Genomic DNA, 17,794 nt, shown 5'->3' on the forward strand with positions numbered 1-17,794 from the left:
CGAAAGTGCCGTGCGCGCCGTGCGCGCCGTGCTGCTGGGCGCGTCCTACCGGCTACCGGGACGCGCCCACCCGCGTCGGCACCCGGACGGACTCCATGACGAATCCGCTGCGCACACGCGCCGGCACCCGGGTCAGCGGGATCCGCAGGTCCTGGGCGGGCACCTCGTAGGTGAGCCGGGCCAGCCGCGGCCCCAGGGCCCGCAGCAGCGCGACGGTGACGTCCTCGCCGGGGCAGCGATGGCCGGTGGCGCGGTCGGCGCCGCCCTGCGGCACCAGGTCGTCGCGGCCGGGCGGCCGCTCCAGGAAGCGCTGCGGCTCGAAGGTGTACGGGAGGTCCCACAGGTCGGGGTCGTGGTTCTGCCCGTACAGGTCGAGCAGGACCATGGCACCCGCCGGGATCGGCTCGCCCCGCCACTCGAGGTCGGTGACGGCCACCCCGCCGACGAAGGGCGCGAACGGGTAGAAGCGCCGCAGCTCGTGGGCGAACGCCACGGCGTACTCGGGGTCGTCCTCGGCCAGTCGTTCCCGGACGTCGGGCCGTAGCCGCAGCGCGTGACCGGCGTAGGTGACGAACCAGCACACCGCGACGGTGGGACGGACGATGTTGAGGAGGGTCACCGCGGCGGTGTGCGGGTCGAGGGGCAGGCCGTCGGAGTCCCGGTGCCGGACCACCGCGTCCAGCGGCGATCCGGCCGGCGCGGTGGCGGCCCCCTCCCGGACGTCCCGTACCAGGTCTGCCAGCCAGGCCTCGCTGCGGTCGCGGGCCCGGCGGGCCCGCCAGTGCCGGGGTCCCGGAGTGGCGAAGCCGTCGACCATGGCGACCATGTCCCGTGCCGTGTCCGCGGCGGCGGGTTCGTCCAGGGGGATCCCGGCCCACCGGCAGACACCCAGCGCGAGCACCCGGCTCGCCTCGTCGAACAGCACGACCGAGCGTCGTCCGGGCCATGACCGCACGGCCGCGTCCCAGGCGTCGGCGACGTGCTCCACCAGATCGGCGACGGCCTTCGGGCCGGTGAGCAGCGAAAGGAACATCTCCTTGCGTACGCGGTGGGCCGGACCGTCCAGGGTGTGCACGGCTCCGTGGCCGAACAGGGTGCTCAGCACCGGGCCCGGCAACGCCGTGGCCCGTTCCACGTGCCGCTCGTCGTAGAAGAACCGCACGGCCTCCGGGCCCCACAGGGCGACGGCGTGCCGTCCCGTCAGGCGGGCGCGGACCAGGGGGCCGGCGGTACGTCGGCGACGGTCGGGCAGCCAGGTGTACCCCTTGACGAGGGCCGCGAGCGAACTGTCGACCAGCGGGGTGCGAGGACTCTGAGTCATGCCGACCCGAGTGCCCGCCCGGGTCGGCCGGTAACGCGGGGAGAGCGGGCACCGCACGGATGGCCGGAGCGCGCGCCCGACCGACGCGACGAGGGGGCGATCACGGTACAGAGCCGTACAGATCGAGGTGCTGAGCCGTCCAGAGGTGTCACACCCCGCGGAACTCGGTACTCCGCACGGAGACACGAACCGGCCGACCCCTCCCGGAGGCGATCATGAGCGACGAGAACATGGCGGACGACGCCTACCAGCCCACCGGTGACAACGAGGAGCAGGAGGACGCCGCTCCCCTGGATCTCCAGGACGCCATCGACGAACGTACGTACGACGACATGCTGGACGAGGGCTACTCGCCGCCGGAGAGGCCGCTGGGCGTCACCAAGAGCGGCACCACGGCGGCGGAGCAGCACGAGGGCGAGAGCCTGGACGACAGACTGCGTCAGGAGGAGCCCGACGTGCAGGCCCCGGCCGGGGACGGCATCGGCGACCTCCCGGGAGGGGAGGGCGAACCCCTGGATCCGGAGGCCGGATCGGACCGCGCCGGCCGCCTCGTCGCACCCGACGAGGGCGCCCGGACGGACACCACCAAGGAACTCGTCGCCGAGGACGAGGGCATCGACGGCGGAGCGGCCGGCGCCGAGGAGGCGGCGATGCACGTCGTCCCCGACGACCGGCTGCCCCCGGCGGACCCGCCGCGGGACTGAACGGCCGAACGGCTCGGCCCGCGACCGCGCAGGAGCCGACCGCTCCTCCGCCGTGCCACGCACGGCCTTGCGCGATCTCGGGGCGACCGGGGCATACCTGGAGCATGAGAGTGTCGGCCCGGCTCCGCGCGGCGGATCGGTGGATCGCCCGGCGGCTGGCGGCCTGGGACCCCGTCCGTGTGGGCAAGCCGCTGTGGGCGGTGGAGGAGAGCGCCGAACGCGCCAAGCTGTGGTGCGCGGCGGCCGTGGTGATGTCCTGGTGGGGCGGCGGGCGCGGTCGGAGAGCGGCGGCTGCGGGGCTGGCGGCGTTGACGCTGGCGCAGGTCGGCTCCAACGCCGTCGGCAAGCAGCTGGTCGACCGGCGCCGGCCGCCGAAGGAGTGGTACCCGCACGCCGAGGTCGAGGACCGTCCCGCGTCCTCGTCCTTCCCGTCCGGCCACACCGCCGGCGCGGTCGCCTTCACGGCCGCGGTCTGGCCCTCCTGGCCCGCGGCCGGCGCGGCGTGCGCGGTCCCCACCGTGCTCGTGGCCGTCGAGCGGGTGCAGAGCGGAGCCCACTTCCCGAGCGATGTCGCCGTCGGCGCCGTGATCGGCCTGGCCGGCGCCTGGACCGCCCGCCACCTCCCGCGCCTGCTGCTCCTCGTCGTCCGTCGCCTGCCCTGAGCCCGCAGCCGTCTGCCCTGAGCCGCAGGCTGTCTGCCCTGAGCCCTGAGCCCTGAGCCGTCAGCCGTCTGCCCTGACCACGCCCGGGTCGGTGCCAGAGCGGTGGCCGGGGGTGTCGGCGGCCTACTCGGCGATGTGGCGCTGGAGCCAGTCGGCGGCGGTCCGGCGGAAGAGCCTTCGGCTGTCCGCGCGCAGGAAGTCGTGGCCCTCGTCGCGGAGGAGCAACAGCTCGGCCCGCAGACCCCGCTCCCGGGCCGCGCGGACGAACTGCTCGGACTCGCCGAGCGGCACATTGGTGTCGTGCTCGCCGTGGACCGTGAGGACCGGTACGCGCAGGGCGTCCACCCGGGTCATCGGGGACAGCGCGTGCAGCAGCTCGCGGTCGCGTTCCGGGTGGCCGTACTTGTGCGCGGCCGACTCCGCGATCCACGGCTCGGTACCGGCGTAGAAGGTCGCGAAGTCGGACATGCCGCAGGCCGCGACGCCGGTGCGGAAGAGGTCCGGGTGCCACACGAGGGAGGCCATCACCAGGTAGCCGCCGTAGGAGCGCCCCATGACGGCCAGCCGCCGTGGATCGGCGAGACCGGCGACGACGACATGGGCCGCGCAGGCGGCGACGTCCTCGATCGCGGCGAACCGGCCCGTACCGAGGTCGGCGTCGACGAACGACCGGCCGTGCCCCGACGAGCCGCGCACGTCCGGCGCGAAGACGTCGAGCCCCCGGCCCAGCAGCTCGTGGTAGAGCGGGTTGAACACCGGGCGTTCCTGCTCCTCGGGCCCGCCGTGCAGATGGATCACACAGGGAGCGGGTTCCCCGGCGCCCCGGTCCGGAGCCCGGTAGTACCACCCGCTCAGCGGCAGCCCGTCCCGCGCGACGGGCCGCAGCGGCACGGGACGCACGGGCGGCCGGCCGGGCGGGACGGCGTCCTCGTCCCGGGACGACCACGCGGTGCGCCGCGCCGCGCCCTCGGGGAACCACCACACCCCGGGGCGGCGCTGCGAGCCGGACAGGGCCAGCACCAGTCCCGCGTGGCCGTCGACCCGGGGGATACGCGTCACCACCTCGTGCGGCAGCGACACCGTCCGCGACGGCCCCACCCGGGCCTGCCCGGCGGACGTCGGCGACACGGAGGTGACCTCCAGCTCGGTGGCGCCGCGCACGTTCCAGGCGAGGGCCGCGGTGTACCCGTCGTGTCCGAGCGCCAGCAGTTCCAGCCCGCAGTCCCCGCGCTCGGCGGCGACGGTCAGACCCGGCGACTCGCCCTCGGCATCCAGGCGGACGGCGAACAGCGCGGCGAACTCGCGTGCCGCGTCGCTGCGCAGCCAGAGCGTCGTAGCGTCCGGGGAGAACCGGCCGATCCACGGGTCGCCGTCGGCGACGTGCAGGGCGAAGGTGGTCCGCAGGTCGCCGGTCCGTACGACGAGGGCCTCGCGACGGCCGCGCGGCCCCCGGCGCAGGAGCGCCAGACGCCCGTCCCTGCTGAGGTCGCACACGCGCAGGGTCGCGGCGCCGCGTTCGACCGCCAGCAGGGTGGGGGCCGCCACGCCCAGGGGGTCGACGAGATAGGCGGCCAGCCCGCCGCCCGACGTCCGCTCCCGGGCCGGCGCGCCGCCGTCCCTGTCGTGGACGCCGGGCATTCCCGCGCCGTGGGGCTGAGGGATCTCCGTGTCGCGGCCGGACCCGGGGCCGGCGTCGCCGTGGTGCGGGCCGCCCAGCAGTACGGCCCGGCCGTCGCGGGTGGCCCAGCCGGCCGGCCGGGGGGCGGTGTAGGTGTCCGGGTCGGCGAGGCCGGGTCCGGTGGGAGCGGCACCCTCCTCGCCGTCGGCCCCGCCCGGTGTGAGGACCGGCTCGGCGACGGTGACGGCGACGGCCCTCCCGTCGTGCTGCCAGCAGCCCAGGTGGGCGGAGCTGCCCGGTTCGGCACCGGCGAGGATCCGCCGCCCGGTCCCGTCGGGGCGTACGCACAGCACCCTGGTGTGCTCGCCTCCGCCCGGGGCGGTGGTGTAGGCGATCCAGCGGCCGTCGGGCGACCAGGCCACCTCCTTGACCGGGTGGGGATCGGAGTCCAGCAGATGGACCTCGTCCCCGCCGACCGGTCCGGTCCACAGCTGGGGCACCCCGCCCCGGTCGCAGATGAACGCGACGTACCCGCCGCTCGGGTCCACCGACGGGTACCAGCAGCCGTGCGACCGCAACGGCTGTGGTGTGTCCAGCGGCGCGGCGGTGTCGGGCAGCGGGACCTGCACCGGAGCCGTGGCGGCCGGCGGCGGGACGACGACCGTGCGGTCATGGCCGCCGGCCCCCGGCACCCCGGGGGCGGGCCCGTGCTCCTCGGGGCGCCACGGCATCCCGTCGACGAGGTTCTCGCCGACGGGGGAGGGGCGGAGGGAGCCCGTGCGGGGGTGGTCCCCTGTCACCTGATTCCGTGCGTTTGCAGCCATATCTCCAGCAAAGCTATCTGCCACAGCTCGTTCGCCCCACGCCTGGCGCGGTGCTCGTCCGGGGCCGCCAGCAGCTTTTCCACGTAGGCCTCCCGGAACACGCCGCGCGACCTGGCCTCCGGCGCGGACAGCGCCTCACGGACCCGCCCCAGCACGGGGCCCGCCATGTGCTTGACGGCGGGGACCGGGAAGTATCCCTTCGGCCGGTCGACGACTTCGGCGGGCAGGACCCGGCGGCCCGCGGCCTTCAGGACCCCCTTGCCGCCGTCGGCGAGCTTCAGCTCCGGCGGGCAGACGGCGGCCAGCTCCACGAGCTCGTGGTCGAGGAACGGGACCCGGGCCTCCAGGCCCCAGTCCATGGTCATGTTGTCGACGCGTTTGACCGGGTCGTCGACGAGCATCACCTCGGCGTCGAGCCGGAGCGTCGCGTCGAGCGCGGTCTCGGCGCCCGGGCGTGCCATGTGCTCCCGCACGAAGCGGCCGGACACGTCGTGCTCGGGCAGCACGTGCGGTCGCAGCATTCCGGTGAGGTCGGTGTGCGACCGGTCGAAGTAGGTCTCGGCGTACGCCTCGGCCGCCCGCTCCCTCGGGGCGGCGGCGATGTCCGGGTACCAGTGGTAGCCGGCGAAGACCTCGTCCGCGCCCTGGCCGCTCTGCACGACCTTCACCTCCTTCGCGACCTGTTCCGCGAGCAGGTGGAAGGCCACCACGTCGTGGCTGACCATCGGCTCGCTCATCGCCGCGATCGCCCCGTCCAGGGCCGTCGACACCCGGTCCGAGGGCACCATCAGCTGGTGGTGGTCGGTGCCGAAACGTCGCGCGACCAGGTCCGAGTAGGGGAACTCGTCGCCCTCCTCGCCGCCCTCGGACTCGAAGCCCACGCTGAACGTCGCGAGATCGCGCTGCCCCTCCTCGGCCAGCAGCGCCACGATCAGGCTGGAGTCCAGGCCGCCCGACAGCAGGACGCCCACGGGCACGTCGGCGACCATGCGCCGGCGTACGGCGGTGCGCAGCGCGTCGAGCACCGCGTCCCGCCAGTCGTCCGCGTCCATCCCGGCGTCCTCGGGCCGGCGGGTGTACGACGGCTGCCAGTAGCGGATGTCGCGATGGCTGCCGTCGGGCTCCACCACCCGCACGGTGGCCGCCGGGAGCTTGCGCACGCCCGCGAGCACGGTGTGCGGTGCGGCCACCGTGGCGTGCCAGCTCAGGTACTGGTGCAGCGCGACCGGGTCGAGCGAGGTGTCGACGCCACCGCCCGCCAGGAGCGCGGGCAGCGAGGAGGCGAACCGCAGCCGTCCCGGGGCGTGGGCCAGGTACAGCGGCTTGATGCCCAGCCGGTCACGGGCCAGTACCACGCGTCCGGTGGCCTGTTCGACGATGGCGAAGGCGAACATGCCGTAGAAGCGGTCGACGCAGGCGGTGCCCCACTGCTGGTAGGCCTTGAGCACCACCTCGGTGTCGGAGCCGGAGAAGAAGCGGTGGCCGAGGCGGCGCAGCTCCGCACGCAACTCCTTGTAGTTGTAGACGCAGCCGTTGAAGACGCCGGCGATCCGGCCCGCGGGGTCCGTCATCGGCTGGGCCCCGCACTCGGACAGGTCGATGATCTTCAGCCTGCGGTGACCCAGGGCGACGGCGTTCTGCGACCACAGGCCTCTGCCGTCCGGGCCCCGGGGAGCGAGTCGGTCGGTCATGCGCTCGACGGCGGCCAGGTCCGGCCGCCCGCCGTCGAAGCGGATCTCTCCGCAGAGACCGCACATCAGACAGCACCTCCTCGCAGGGGGTGTCCGTCGGACGGGCCCGGAGGCGAAGCCTCGGTCGAGCACGAGCCGGTGCGTTCGCGGTGCGTCTCCGTCTTGCTGCTGGGCATGCGAGCCACTCCTTGATCACGGTGGCACCGGCACCACGGGGCGGACGACGGATTCTGCGTCGGGGGTCTCCGCGCCGTGACCTGTGGCGGTGGGCGAGAGCCGGTGCCTGCCTCCCGCACCACCGCGTGGGTGTTCAGCCGCCCACGGACTCCACCGAGTAGGCAGCGGTGGTCCCCGTGGGCCCGGCCCCGCCGCCGGCGGCGGCCACGGGTCGGCGGACGGCTCCGGGGCCGATGCCCCGTCCGTACTCGCCGCGGGTCTCGGCGACGGCGGCCCTGACGCAGGCGAGCATGCCCTCCTGCTCGGCGACCCCGCGCAGCCGGTGTGCCGCGCTGCCCCGGGCCAGCGCCTCCTCGGTGAGCGCGCGGACGGTGTCCCAGTCGCCGAGGGCCTCCAGGACGGGGCGCAGCCTTCGGAGCATGGTCTGCAGAACCTCGCGGGCGGGCGCGGCGACACGGGTGGCAGGGTCGACGAGGGAGCCCTCCAGGCCCGCCTGCGCGGCCCGCCAGACCGCGGCCTTCAGCCATTCGTGCCTGCCGTCGCAGCCCGCGCCGGGCTGCTCCAGGCCGGCCTTGGCGTCCTCGACGAGGGCGCGGAACAGGCCGGCTATGAGGACGACCGTCTCGGCGCGCGGGCAGGCGTCGCAGATGCGCAGCTCCAGGGTCGGCTGGTGTTCGCTCGGCCGCAGGTCGTAGTAGACCATCCCCGGGTCCTTGATCACGCCGGAGCGGATCAGGTCCTCGACCGCCGCGTCGTAGTCGGCGGCCCCGGTGAAGCAGCCGACCGGTCCCGCGGTGGGCCAGCGCTGCCACAGCATCGTGCGCCAGCTCGCGTAGCCCGTGTCCGAGCCGAGCCAGAACGGCGAGCTGGCGGACAGCGCCAGCAGAGGGGGCAGCCAGGGCGAGACACCGCACATGATCCGCACGGCCGTGTCCCGGTCGGGCACGTCGACGTGGACCTGCGCGCTGCACACGAGCTGTTCGTCGGCGACCTTGCGGTACTCGTCGACCAGGGCCCGGTAACGGAAATCGGGCGTGGCGTCACCCGGTGTCACCCGTGCGAACGGTACGGTCCCGGTCGCGACCACGGCCAGACCGAGTCCGGTGGCCGCCTCGTCCAGCCGCCGCCGTGCCCCGCGCAGATCGGCGTGCAGGGAGTCGAGCGTGGAGTGGACGGGGCTGTTCCACTCCACCGCCGAGCGCTGGAGCTCGGCCTTGAACTCGGGTCCGGGCAGTCGACCGAGGACCGCGCCGGCCCCGGGGACCAGCCGCCCGTTCTCCGCGTCCAGAACATGAAACTCTTCCTCTACGCCTACACGAACGGTCACGGCTTCTCCCTCATCCGTACCCGAGATCGCCCGCCGGGCCTGAGCCCTTCGACGACCGCTGCGTGGTGCGAGTTCCCGACAAACGCACAAATAGTCCCATCTCTGCACTTCTGCCGCCAATGAGCCTCGTGTGAGCGGCCGAGCCGGTCGCGGCGAAGGATGTGGCGGGCGATGTCGAGGGCGGCGCTCCCCGATCGACGTGAGAGTGAAGGCAGAACGAACCAGGACTTCAGGAGTACCCCACCATGACCGTGACCGTGACTGCGGATTTGGCCATCTCCCTCGACGGGTACGTCGCCGGCACCGGCGTCTCCCTCGACAACCCGGGGGGCGACGGCGCCGAGCCGCTCTTCGAGTGGATCCACAACCTGGCGAGCTGGCGCGAGCGCCAGGGCATGACCGGCGGCGAGGAGAACCGGGACTCCGAACTGATGCGCGAGTGGTTCGACGCCACCGGGGCGGTGATCATGGGCCGGACGATGTACGACACCGGCGAGGAGTTCTGGGGCGACAACCCGCCCTTCCGCGCCCCCGTCTTCGTGCTGACCCACCGCCCGAGGCCCACCCTGGTCAAGGAGGGCGGCACCACCTTCACCTTCGTCACCGACGGGGTCCACAGCGCCCTCGACCGGGCGAGGGCCGCCGCCGGGGGCCGCGACGTCGACATCGCGGGCGGGGCCGACACGGTGCGCCAGTACCTGCGGGAGGGGCTCGTCGACGAGCTGCAACTGCATGTCGTGCCCGTGCTCCTCGGGGCGGGGCTGCGGCTCTTCGACGACCCGGACGCGGGGCGGCACGACCTCGAGACGGTCAGGGTGGTCCACACCCCGCTCGCCACGCACCTGAAGTACCGCTTCGTGCGGTGACGGCCACGTACTCCCGCTGCGAGGGCCGCCCCGAGGCGGCCCTCAGGAGCGTGTGACGGGGATCACCCGGGAAGGAAAACCCGGCGCGCGGGCCCCGCGTCTAGGGGGTGTGAGATCAGTCAGGAAGGCACCGGGCGAACTGGACGAGGAGCGTCTCGTCCGGCTCGTGGCGAGGGGTGACCGGGCGGCGTTCGAGGAGCTGTATCGGCGTACGTCGCCGTGGCTGGCGGTGCGGTTGCGGCGCCGCTGCGCCGACGAGCAGATCGTCGCCGAGGTCATGCAGGAGACATATCTGGCGGTGTGGCGCGCGGCGGGCGCGTTCGCCGGGGCCGCCGTCGGGGGGAGCGCCGTCGGCTGGCTGTGGACGATCGCCGCCCGCCGTCTCGTCGACGCCTTCCGGCGCAGGGCCCACCACGCGGAACCCCCGCCCGCGGCCGCCGCGCGGCCCGTGGCGCCCGCCGCCGAGGACGAGGCCCTCGCGGCGACCGTCGGCGGTGACGTCGGGGACGCGCTGCGGCGCCTCGCGCCCGAACTCAGAGCGGTACTGCAGGCCATGGTGCTCGACGGGCTGTCCGTCCGGGAGACCGCGGTCCTGCTCGGCGTGCCCGAGGGCACGGTCAAGACCCGTGCCCGCCGGGCCCGGACCGAGATGCGGAGGGCGCTGGCATGAGCATGAGCGTGGAACACGCGTCGACGCGGCTCATCGACGGGTACGCGCGCGGCGACACGGAAATCGCCGCCGACGAGGTGTGGGCCCTGGAGGCCCACCTGGAGGCCTGCCGGAGCTGCCGGGACCGGCTGTCGGCCGCCGTCACGGTGACCGCGCCCGCCGTGACCGCCCTGGTCGGCACCGTCTGGGCCGACCTCGAACCCCGGCTCGCCGCCACCCCCACCATGCCCCGTCGCCGGCGGCTGCGGTCCCGGCTGTCGACGTGGCTGACGCCCACGACGGCGCCGTGGCTGGCCATGATCATGAGCGTGACGCTGCTCGCGCTGCTGTTCGACATCGCCGACCCCGGCACCGGACAGGGCTCCGGCCCCGGCGAGGTGTCGCTGGTGCTGCTGCTCGCCCCCGTCCTGCCCGTCCTCGGCGTCGCGGCCTCGTGGTCACGCGGCCTGGACCCGGCGTACGAGCTGACGGCCTCCGTGCCCAGGGCCGGGCTCCAGCTGGTGCTGCGGCGCACCGTGGCCGTGCTCGTCCTCGTCGTGCCCACGCTGTTCGTCGGCGGATGGGTGACAGGGGTGACGGCCGCCCAGTGGCTGCTGCCCTGCCTGGCGTTCACCTCGACGACCCTGGCGCTCGGCGGCGTCGTCGGCGTGACCCGCGCCGCCCTCGCGCTGGTCGCGGTGTGGGCCGCCGTGGTCGCGGCACCGACCCTGGCCACCGGCCGAACACCACTCGCCCTCCGGGCGAATGGCCTCCCCGTATGGGTGCTGATCCTCACGCTCGGCATCGGTGTCGTGATCGCCCGCAGGGGCGCGTACGCCGTGCTGGGAGCCCATCGATGACCAACGGGAAGGAACCACACGTGATGTCCGCGGTGACCGCGGCCGACCTCGCGCCGACGCCCTACGCCTGGGAGATCCGGGCCACGGGGCTGAAGGTGACCCGGTTCCTGCTGGCCCTCCTGTGGCCGCTCGCCCTGGCGCTCGGCGCGCTCCAGGGGCTGCGCGACCACCGGTCGCGCATGTCCGAGCTGCTGGCGAGCACACCACGACCAGCCCGGCACCGCGCCGCCACGACCGCGGGCGGCACGGCGATCACGCTGAGCACGACCTTCACGCTCCTCGTCCTCCTCGGCGCCGCCCAGGTGATCGGCGCCACCGAGTACACGCACCTCGGCTGGCTGCCGATCTCGCTGGTCGGCCTGCTGGCCCTCGTCGCGGGGGCCCTGCTCGGCATGGGGATCGGACGGAGCCTGCCCTCCCCGCTGACCCCGCCCGCGCTGGCCGTGGCCGCCTTCGTGTTTGTCAACCTGCTGCGGATGTCGACGGAGTCGGGGGTGCCGACGGCGACCTCGGCGCCCAACCGGGTGACGCTGCTGTCACCGGCCGTCGACGAGGTGCGCGACGTGTTCCTGACCCTCTCCGCCCCCGTGCACCTGGGCCAGACGGTCTGGCTGCTCGGTATGGCCGTGACCGGCTTCGCGCTGCTGACCGCCGTGACGCCGCGCGCCCGGCTGCTCGCTCTGTCACCCGTCCTGGCGGGCGCGATGATCGCCCTGCTCGTCCTGCCCGCCGACCCGCGCCGGGTCTACGTCGTCGACGCGGCCGCCGCGGCCCAGGTGTGCGACGGACCGGTGTGCGTGGCGGCCTTGCACCAGGACCGGCTGGACGGTCTCGCGGACCCCGGGAAGAAGGCGCTGCGCCTCCTGCGGGGCGCCCTCGGCGAGGACGCACCGACGTCCGTCAAGGAGAGCACCGCCCGACGGGGGATCTTCGACGCGCCGGAGCGGTCGCGCACGGCCGTGCTCGTCGACTTCGCCGACGGCGTGATCGCCGACGCGCAGGGCGAGCAGCTGACGCGGGCCCTCCTCGGGCAGGGCGTGGCGCCGGTCTGCTTCGCCCGCAGCGCCAACGAGAGCGGCACCATGGGCGAACTCGCCGCGCAGGGCGTCGTCGCGGGCTGGGTCCTCGGGGATCTGCGGCCGTTCCACGGGTCCGTGTACACGCCGGGCGACCAACTCGCCACGGCGTGACCGGTGTTCACCGAACTCAAGGCCCTGCCGTGGTCCGAACAGATCGCACGGGTCAAGGACGCCCACACCGCCGCGCTCTCCTGCTCGGGCGACCCGCTGGACATCCTGGACGGCGGTACTGCCCGATGAGATGGCTGACCCTGTACACGCGCTCCCGGCAGGTGCCCGCGTCGCTCGCCGCCGTGCTGATCGGCGCGGCGGCGGTGTGGGCGTCGGTCGCCCGGGACGGCGGCGGGGGGCCGGCCGATCCGAGGACGCCCGTGTTCGTCCTCGTCGCCGGGGTGACGGCCGCCTCGATCGGGCTCGGCGGACAGGACCTCGCGCTGGACCGCACGGCCGCGATCCGCTGGCGGCCCCGCAGGGCGGCCCATGTGCTGCTCATCGGCGCGGTCGTCGGCGCCGTGCTTCTCGCGGTGGGGGCGACGACGGACATCGACCCGGTCGCCCCGGAGTTCGTCCTCCGTGACAGCGCGGGGCTGACGGGGCTCGTCGCCCTCGGAGCGGTGGTGTGCGGGGCGCCGTACGCGTGGACCCCGGCGGTCGTCTGGCTGTCGTTCTCGGTGTTCGCCCCGCCCCCGACGAACGCGCCGATGGAGGTCGCGACCTGGATGCTGCTGCCGCCCGGTACGCCGGCGGCCACCTGGACGGCCCTGGCCCTCGCCGTCACCGGCGTCACGGTGTACGCCCTGGCGGGCCCGCGACGGTAGCCGCCGCGGGCGGCGGCCGGAACGCCAGGGCGGGGCTCATATCCAGGTGTCGAGCCACATCCGGGTCTGCCATTCGGGATACGGGATCGTCCGGCCCGTGTAGATGGGGAAGAAGTAGATGAAGTTCCAGACGATGAGCAGGACGAGGGTGCCGACCGCCACCGCTCCCCGGTTGCGGCGGTCGGCGCCCGCGCCCGGCGGCCCCAGCAGCGCGCCCAGCGCCATCGCCACGGCCAGACAGAGGTACGGCACGAACACGACGGCGTAGAAGGCGAAGATCGTGCGGTCCTGGTAGAGGAACCACGGCAGGTAGCCGGCGGCCACCGCACACAGCACGGCGCCCGCGCGCCAGTCCCGGCGCAGTGCCCAGCGGAACAGCAGGTACCCGAGGGCGCAGCACGCCGTCCACCACAGCATCGGCGTCCCCAGGGCGAGGATCGCCCGGGAGCAGCCGGTCAGCGCGTGACAACCCGCCTCACCGGGCTCGGGCGAGTGGTACGAGAACAGCACGGGACGTCCGAGGACCAGCCAACTCCACGGGTTCGACTCGTACTTGTGGGAGGTCTCCAGGCCCACGTTGAACCGGTAGACGGCCCACTCGTAGTGCCACAGACTGCGCAGCGGGGCGGGGATCCACGACCAGAGGCCGCCGCGGTCGTCCGCCCAGTGCCGCCCGTAGCCGCCGTCGGACAGGAACCAGCCGGTCCACGTCACCAGATACGTCACCACGGCGACCGGGGCGAGAGAGAGCACCGACCGGCCGACGTCCTTGCGCAGCACCGCCCGGTACGGGTGCCGTGCCCCCGCGACGCGTCGGGCGCCGACGTCCCACAGCACGGTCAGGACCATGAAGAAGGCCAGGAAGTACAGGCCGTTCCACTTGGTCGAGGCGGCGAGGCCCAGACAGACTCCGGCCGCGATCCGCCACGGACGCCCTCCCGTACCGGCGTGGTCGCCGGTGTCCCCGTCCGGGCGGACGTGCCCGTCCGGGGACACCGGCAACGCCGCCGCGAGCCGGGCCCGGGCGTGGTCCCGGTCGAGCAACAGGCAGCCGAACGCCGCCAGTACGAAGAACATGACGATCAGGTCGAGCAGGGCGGTCCGGCTCATCACGTAGTGCAGACCGTCCACCGCCAGCAGCGTGCCGGCCAGACAACCGAGGAACGTGGAACGGAACAGTCTGCGTCCGACGCGGCAGAGCATCAGTACCGACAGTGTCCCGAGGAGCGCCGTCATGAAGCGCCAGCCGAACGGCTCCAGACCGAACATCCACTCCCCGACGGCGATCACCCACTTGCCCGTCGGCGGATGCGCCACGAAGGACCCGGTGTCGGAGAGCGGGACCACCTGCGGGTCGGCCAGGACCTGCGGGTCGGCGACCTTGCGGTCCGGCCAGGTTCCCTCATAGCCCAACCGCAGCAGCGACCACGCGTCCTTGGCGTAGTACGTCTCGTCGAAGGCGAGTTCGTGCGGCTGGCCGAGGCGCCAGAAGCGGATCGTTCCCGCCAGCAGGGCGACGAGCAGCGGCCCCAGCCACCCCATCGCGCTCGCCACCCGGTACGCGGGCTCCGGCCCGAGCCCCACGCGCTCCCAGATCCGGGTCCCCGGCTCCGGGAAGGGCGGTACCAGCCGTTCGCGCACGTCGCTCGGGGGCCGCCCCGCATGCCCGAACGGGCGCGGACGGTCGATCCGTTCGAGGGACGCCGTCGTCGGACGGGAGCCGTGGAGCATCGCGGTGACAGCGTCCTTCGAGAGTGTGTACGAACATGGTCCTGCCGCTCACGCGGAACGGTGCGCCCACTCCCGCACCCCCCCCGCCCGTTCGTCTCCGGAGATCGTAATGGGCGCGCGTTCGATCGGCGCGGGGCGGTGCGTCGCGCACGAGAGGCCGCCCAGTGCCAACTGCCCGCCTCCTGCCGCGAATCCCGGATGCGCGGCGGCGTCGTGCCGTGATGGGATGCGGCACGTGAGCGAGACGTTGCAGGCCCGAATCGAGCGGTACTACACCGCCGTGCCGTCGCTGTTCGCGGACGTCGAGGAGTTCGGTCCGCTGCGGCTGTTCGTGCGCACGGAGCCGGGAGCCCCGTACTACGGCGGGCCCGGACACGCCCAGCCCGCCGCCGGAAGGGCCGCGGCGATCGGTGCCGCCGACATCGCGCGCGTACGGGCCCGGCAGCGTGAACTCGGTGTCCCGGAAGCGTTCGAGTGGCTGGCCGAGTCGGCTCCGGCGCTGCGGGCCGGGATCGAGGGCTCCGGACTTCCGGTGCTGGAACGGCCGTTGATGGCACTGGATCCCCACCACCGCGTCGACCCGCACCCGGTGCCGGACGGTGTGACCCTCCGGGCGCTGACGGCCGACGATCCGGTGTTGCCCGCGGCCCTCGCCCTGCCGCGGCTGGCCTTCGCCGACAAGGGCACCGCGGGTGGCGCGGCGAACCGCGCGCGGTTGGCGGCGGTGGCGGAGGAACTGATCGCGGACGGCACCGTGGAGACGGTCCGCCCCGTACTCCGCGCCGGGCACAAGGTTCTGGTCGCCGCCGTCGCCCCGGACGGCACGCCGCTGGCCGTCGGCCACTACCACCCGATGGACGGCACCACCGAGATCGGCGGCATCGGCACGCTTCCCGCCGCCCGCCGCCAGGGCCTGGCGGCCGCCGTCACGGCGGCTCTGGTCGCGCATGCCCGTGACCACGGGGTGAGCACCGTCTTCCTCGCCTACGCGCGGGACGCCGTCGCCCGTATCTACTTGCGCCTCGGCTTCCGCCCCGCCGACTGCACCCTTCTGATCGCCGATCAGCCCGCCCGGTCCTAGGGGTGTTTCGAAAGTCACGCGCGCTGCCCCGATCGCTGGCGGGGGTCGCCGGTTAGGTTCGCCCGTTCCGTTCGCTCGTGTCGTTCGCTCTCCAGGGGTACCCGTGAGGCCCCGTACACGGCGGGAGATTCCTGGAGGCGGAGATGGATCACTCGCGAGTGCCCGTGCTGGAGGCGTTGCAGGAGTTCCGACGGCGCGGGGACGTCGTCTACGGCCCGCCGGGACACAAGCAGGGGCGCGGCGTGGACCCGCGGGTCGCGGAGGTGCTCGGAGCCGATGTGTTCCGCTCGGACGTCCTCTCGCTCAACGGGCTCGACGACCGTCGGCAGTCGCGGGGCGTCCTGGACGAGGCCCAGGAACTGATGGCCGACGCGGTCGGCGCGGAGCGGGCCTTCTTCTCCACCTGCGGGAGCTCCCTGTCGGTGAAGACCGCGATGCTGGCGGTGGCCGGCCCCGGCGAGAAGCTGCTGCTCTCGCGCAACGCGCACAAGTCGGTGATCGCTGCCGTGGTCGTCAACGGCGTCGACCCCGTCTGGGTGCACCCGAAATTCGACACCGAGCGCCACATCGCCCATCCGCCGGAGCCCGACGACGTACGCCGACAGCTGCGGGAACACCCGGACGCCAAGGGCATGCTGCTGATCACCCCCGTCGACTGGGGCACCTGCGCCGACGTCCGGGGCGTGGCCCGGGTGTGCCACGCATTCGACGTCCCCCTCATCCTGGACGAGGCCTGGGGCGCCCACCTCCCGTTCCACCCCGGGCTGCCCGCCTGGGGCATGGACGCCGAGGCCGACCTGGTGGTCACCAGCGTCCACAAGATGGGCGGGGCCGTCGAACAGAGCTCCGTCTTCCATCTGCAGTACGACCGGGTCTCCCCGGAGGCCCTCAAGCAGCGCGAGGACCTCCTCGGCACCACCAGCGCCTCCACCCTGGTGTACGCCTCTCTCGACGGCTGGCGCCGCCAGATGGTGGAGCAGGGGCACGACCTCCTGGAGGCCGCGCTGCACCGGGCCGAACGGATCCGTGCCTCGGTCGGTGGGCTGCCTGGTCTGCGGCCCATGGGCCGGGAGGTCGTCGAGGAGGGGCTCGCCGCCGACTTCGACCCGCTGAAGATCGTGGTCGACGTACGGGAGCTGGGCATCAGCGGTATGCAGGCCGCCGAGTGGCTGCGGACCGAACGGCACGTGGACGTCGGAGGCTCCGACACCTGCCGGATCAGCGCCTCGATCACCCACGCCGACGACGACGAGACAGAGAAGATCCTGCTGGACGCCCTGAGCGCGCTCGTCGACGGCGCCGACTCCATCGAACGGCTGCCCGAGGTCCACCTTCCCGAGCCCTCGGACCTGGAGCTGGAACAGGCCATGCTGCCGCGCGACGCCTTCTTCGCCGAGGTGGAGCATGTGCCCGTCGAGCGGGCGGCGGGCCGGATCTCCGCGGAGATGATCAGCCCCTATCCGCCGGGTGTGCCCGCCATCGCCCCGGGCGAGGTGATCACCGACGCCGTCCTCGACCACCTGCGCAGCGGCGTCGAGCACGGCGTCCTCATCCCGGACGCGGCCGACGCGTCGGTCCGGACGCTACGGGTGGTCGCGCGGCGCTGAACTCGGCGGACCCTCTCGGGGGACATCCCCGGGAGGGCCGCGTGGCTGGGCCGTTCGCGGGTACTCGGTGTCGCGCCGTGGGCCTGACGAGGCGCACGGGTACGGATGGCGAAAGCATCGCGGCATCGAGGAGAGGAGCGGAAGACATGGGACACGGTGGAGACGTCATCGACGAACTGACCACGGACCACGGGGAAGTGGAGGAGTTGTTCGGCCGGATCGAGGCACTGCCCTCCGGGGACCCCCAGCGCAAGCAGCACATGGACCAGGTCACCATCGAGCTGGTGCGTCACTCGGTCGCCGAGGAGGCGTACCTCTACCCGGCGGTCCGCGAGCACCTCCCGGACGGCGACGCGATCGCCGACCGTGAGCTGGAGGACCACGCCGAGGCCGAGCGCACCATGAAGGCGCTGGAGCGGTGCGAGGCCGACGACCCGGACTTCGACCTGTTGGCCACCCAGCTGATGACCGAGATCAGGTCGCACATCCAGGACGAGGAGAACAACCTCTTCCCCAGGCTGCGCGCGGCCTGCTCGACGGACGTTCTGAACGGCCTCGGCGAAAAGGTCCGCACGGCCAAGAAGACGGCCCCGACCCGGCCCCACCCGGCGGCCCCGGACACCCCGCCGGCCAACAAGCTGCTCGCACCCGGAATGGGCCTCGTCGACCGTATGCGCGACGCGCTGACCGGCCGGGGCAAGGACGGCTGACGCGGCGGACGGATCGGACGGCGGCGGCCGGGCCGGGCCGGACGGGACGGCGGCGGGCCGGCCGCCGCC

16 protein-coding genes are annotated in these 17,794 nt (G+C 73.7%); 11 read left to right on the forward strand and 5 right to left on the reverse strand.

Translation table 11 applies throughout. The features are described 5' to 3' along the window. Window positions 1-52 precede the first annotated feature (52 nt). On the reverse strand, window positions 53-1,321 hold the full coding sequence (locus RM704_RS35525; protein WP_078937163.1) for a cytochrome P450: 1,269 nt from the start codon (window positions 1,319-1,321) through the stop codon (window positions 53-55). Window positions 1,322-1,536: 215 nt separating this feature from the next. On the opposite strand from RM704_RS35525, the gene RM704_RS35530 reads away from it, so the two are divergent. Further along, window positions 1,537-2,025: a DUF5709 domain-containing protein gene (locus tag RM704_RS35530; protein ID WP_033527874.1), complete on the forward strand. Its 489-nt coding sequence runs from the start codon at window positions 1,537-1,539 to the stop codon at window positions 2,023-2,025. A 104-nt stretch (window positions 2,026-2,129) separates the two neighbouring features. Then, window positions 2,130-2,687, forward strand: coding sequence for a phosphatase PAP2 family protein (locus RM704_RS35535; protein WP_033527873.1), 558 nt, complete (start codon window positions 2,130-2,132; stop codon window positions 2,685-2,687). Window positions 2,688-2,810: 123 nt separating this feature from the next. On the opposite strand, the gene RM704_RS35540 is transcribed toward RM704_RS35535, so the two are convergent. The 3 genes from RM704_RS35540 to RM704_RS35550 form a co-directional block, all read right to left on the reverse strand. Next, window positions 2,811-5,129 (reverse strand): prolyl oligopeptidase family serine peptidase, encoded by a 2,319-nt coding sequence (locus tag RM704_RS35540; RefSeq protein ID WP_107072309.1) that lies wholly within the window; start codon window positions 5,127-5,129, stop codon window positions 2,811-2,813. Beyond that, the gene (locus RM704_RS35545) at window positions 5,102-6,886 is read right to left on the reverse strand and encodes an N-acetylglutaminylglutamine amidotransferase (protein WP_033527872.1); all 1,785 of its coding nucleotides are present in this window, start codon (window positions 6,884-6,886) and stop codon (window positions 5,102-5,104) included. Before RM704_RS35545 ends, RM704_RS35540 begins: the two co-directional genes overlap by 28 nt. Before the next feature lie 244 nt (window positions 6,887-7,130). Then, window positions 7,131-8,324: a carboxylate-amine ligase gene (locus RM704_RS35550; RefSeq protein WP_078937162.1), complete on the reverse strand. Its 1,194-nt coding sequence runs from the start codon at window positions 8,322-8,324 to the stop codon at window positions 7,131-7,133. 251 nt (window positions 8,325-8,575) lie between these two features. On the opposite strand from RM704_RS35550, the gene RM704_RS35555 reads away from it, so the two are divergent. The 6 genes from RM704_RS35555 (at window position 8,576) to RM704_RS35580 (ending at window position 12,596) form a co-directional block, all read left to right on the forward strand. Then, window positions 8,576-9,190 carry a dihydrofolate reductase family protein gene (locus RM704_RS35555; protein ID WP_033527967.1) on the forward strand — a complete coding sequence of 205 codons (615 nt, stop codon included), beginning with the start codon at window positions 8,576-8,578 and terminating at the stop codon, window positions 9,188-9,190. Window positions 9,191-9,299: 109 nt separating this feature from the next. Beyond that, window positions 9,300-9,860 (forward strand): RNA polymerase sigma factor, encoded by a 561-nt coding sequence (locus RM704_RS35560; protein ID WP_033527871.1) that lies wholly within the window; start codon window positions 9,300-9,302, stop codon window positions 9,858-9,860. Between the two features lie 2 nt (window positions 9,861-9,862). Beyond that, window positions 9,863-10,699, forward strand: a complete 837-nt coding sequence (locus RM704_RS35565; protein ID WP_033527870.1) for a zf-HC2 domain-containing protein — start codon at window positions 9,863-9,865, stop codon at window positions 10,697-10,699. A gap of 23 nt (window positions 10,700-10,722) precedes the next feature. After that, window positions 10,723-11,889, forward strand: a complete 1,167-nt coding sequence (locus RM704_RS35570; protein WP_311592050.1) for a hypothetical protein — start codon at window positions 10,723-10,725, stop codon at window positions 11,887-11,889. Window positions 11,890-11,892: 3 nt separating this feature from the next. Continuing rightward, window positions 11,893-12,018, forward strand: a complete 126-nt coding sequence (locus RM704_RS35575; RefSeq protein ID WP_311592052.1) for a hypothetical protein — start codon at window positions 11,893-11,895, stop codon at window positions 12,016-12,018. Continuing rightward, a complete protein-coding gene (locus RM704_RS35580; protein ID WP_033527869.1) occupies window positions 12,015-12,596 on the forward strand; it encodes a hypothetical protein in 582 nt (193 codons plus the stop codon). Before RM704_RS35575 ends, RM704_RS35580 begins: the two co-directional genes overlap by 4 nt. A 36-nt stretch (window positions 12,597-12,632) precedes the next feature. Here the strand turns inward: RM704_RS35580 and RM704_RS35585 are convergent, their stop codons facing one another. After that, the gene (locus tag RM704_RS35585) at window positions 12,633-14,327 is read right to left on the reverse strand and encodes a dolichyl-phosphate-mannose--protein mannosyltransferase (protein WP_192829677.1); all 1,695 of its coding nucleotides are present in this window, start codon (window positions 14,325-14,327) and stop codon (window positions 12,633-12,635) included. 226 nt (window positions 14,328-14,553) lie between these two features. Between RM704_RS35585 and RM704_RS35590 the strand changes: the two genes are divergently transcribed. The 3 genes from RM704_RS35590 to RM704_RS35600 all read left to right on the forward strand — a co-directional run bounded on the left by RM704_RS35590 (window position 14,554) and on the right by RM704_RS35600 (window position 17,725). Beyond that, entirely contained in the window at window positions 14,554-15,408 is an 855-nt protein-coding gene (locus RM704_RS35590) for a GNAT family N-acetyltransferase (RefSeq protein WP_033527868.1), read from the forward strand. A 143-nt stretch (window positions 15,409-15,551) separates the two neighbouring features. Further along, complete coding sequence (locus RM704_RS35595; protein WP_033527867.1) at window positions 15,552-17,015, forward strand: aminotransferase class I/II-fold pyridoxal phosphate-dependent enzyme; 1,464 nt, start codon at window positions 15,552-15,554, stop codon at window positions 17,013-17,015. Between the two features lie 146 nt (window positions 17,016-17,161). Continuing rightward, window positions 17,162-17,725, forward strand: coding sequence for a hemerythrin domain-containing protein (locus RM704_RS35600; RefSeq protein WP_033527866.1), 564 nt, complete (start codon window positions 17,162-17,164; stop codon window positions 17,723-17,725). Window positions 17,726-17,794 lie beyond the last annotated feature (69 nt).

Source organism: Streptomyces gottesmaniae, from assembly GCF_031845845.1.
GTDB classification, from domain to species: domain Bacteria; phylum Actinomycetota; class Actinomycetes; order Streptomycetales; family Streptomycetaceae; genus Streptomyces; species Streptomyces akebiae.